Here is a 1,364-nt window from a genome sequence, read left to right on the forward strand (position 1 = left end):
GGGTCTGTCAATCGAACGGTGTAACGAGGGTGGTTGGGGTTACTGACGGGCTGCGGAGAGACGGCCGTCGAAGGTGATGTCGAAGGCGTTCAGTGCGGTCTTCCAGCGCATGGTCCAGCGGGCCTGGCCCTTGCCGGTCGGGTCGAGCGACATGATCGCCATGTAGACGCACTTCAGGGCGGCGGTCTCGTTGGGGAAGTGCCCGCGGGCCTTGACCGCCCGCCGGATCCGCGCGTTTACGGACTCGATCGCGTTCGTGGTGCAGACGATGCGGCGGATCTCGGTGTCGAACCGCAGGAAGGGGGTGAACTCCTCCCACGCGTTCTCCCACAGCTTCACGATCGCTGGATACTTCCTGCCCCAGGCGTCGGCGAACTCCGCGAAGCGTTCGAGGGCCGCGTCCTCGGTCGCCGCGGTGTAGACAGGCTTGAGGAGCTTGGCGATCTTGTCCCAGTCCTGGCGGGCGGCATAGCGGAAGGAGTTCCGCAGCAGGTGGACCACGCAGGTCTGCACCGTGGTGCGGGGCCAGACGGTCTCGACCGCGTCGGGCAGGCCCTTCAGACCGTCGCAGACGAGCATAAGGACGTCGTTCACGCCGCGGTTCTTGATCTCGGTGAGGATGTGCATCCAGTGCTTGGCGCCCTCGCCGCCGTCGCCGGCCCACAGCCCCAGGATGTCCCGCCGGCCCTCGGTGGTGACGGCCAGGGCCACGTAGATCGGCCGGTTGGCCACGGCGCCGTCGCGGATCTTCACGTGGATCGCGTCGATGAAGACCACCGGATAGACGGCGTCGAGCGGCCGGTTCTGCCATTCGGCCATGCCGTCCATGACCTTGTCGGTGATCGTGGAAATCGTCTGGCGGGAGACCTCGGCGCCATAGACCTCGGCCAGGTGGGCCTGGACCTCGCCGGTGGTCAGGCCCTTCGCGGACAGGGAGATGACCATCTCGTCCACGCCGGTCAGGCGCTTCTGCCGCTTCTTGACGATCTTTGGCTCGAACGATCCATCCCGGTCACGGGGCACGGATATCTCCACCGGGCCGACGTCGGTCAGGACGGTCTTCGCGCGGGTGCCGTTGCGGCTGTTGCCGCCGTTCTTCCCGGCCGGGTCGTGCTTGTCATAGCCGAGATGGTCGGTGATCTCGCCCTCCAAGGCGGACTCCAGCAGCCGCTTCGTCAGCTGCTGCAGCAGACCGCCCTCGCCCGTCAGCTGCAGGCCCTCGGCCTGAGCCCGGGAGACCAACTCGTCGATCAGCCGGTCATCCACCGCCTTCGCAGGCTGGGGTTCGGCCGCCTCGCTGATCTCGGCCTCGGTCACGTTCTCACTAGTCATCGGTGCATCCTCCATGATCGGGAGTTACACCG

1 protein-coding gene is annotated in these 1,364 nt (G+C 66.6%); it reads right to left on the bottom strand.

Annotation, left to right across the window (positions count from 1 at the left end; translation table 11 throughout):
• Nucleotides 1-39 precede the first annotated feature (39 nt).
• Nucleotides 40-1,332, bottom strand: a complete 1,293-nt coding sequence (locus IEZ01_RS34420; RefSeq protein ID WP_229833368.1) for an IS256 family transposase — start codon at nt 1,330-1,332, stop codon at nt 40-42.
• Nucleotides 1,333-1,364: the final 32 nt, after the last annotated feature.

The sequence above is a fragment of the Streptomyces purpureus genome, from assembly GCF_014648195.1.
GTDB classification, from domain to species: Bacteria; Actinomycetota; Actinomycetes; order Streptomycetales; family Streptomycetaceae; genus Streptomyces; species Streptomyces purpureus.

Excerpts from the sequence above, each read along its gene's own strand:
- IEZ01_RS34420 (WP_229833368.1), bottom strand. The coding sequence starts at position 1,332 with ATGACTAGTGAGAACGTGACCGAGGCCGAGATCAGCGAGGCGGCCGAA.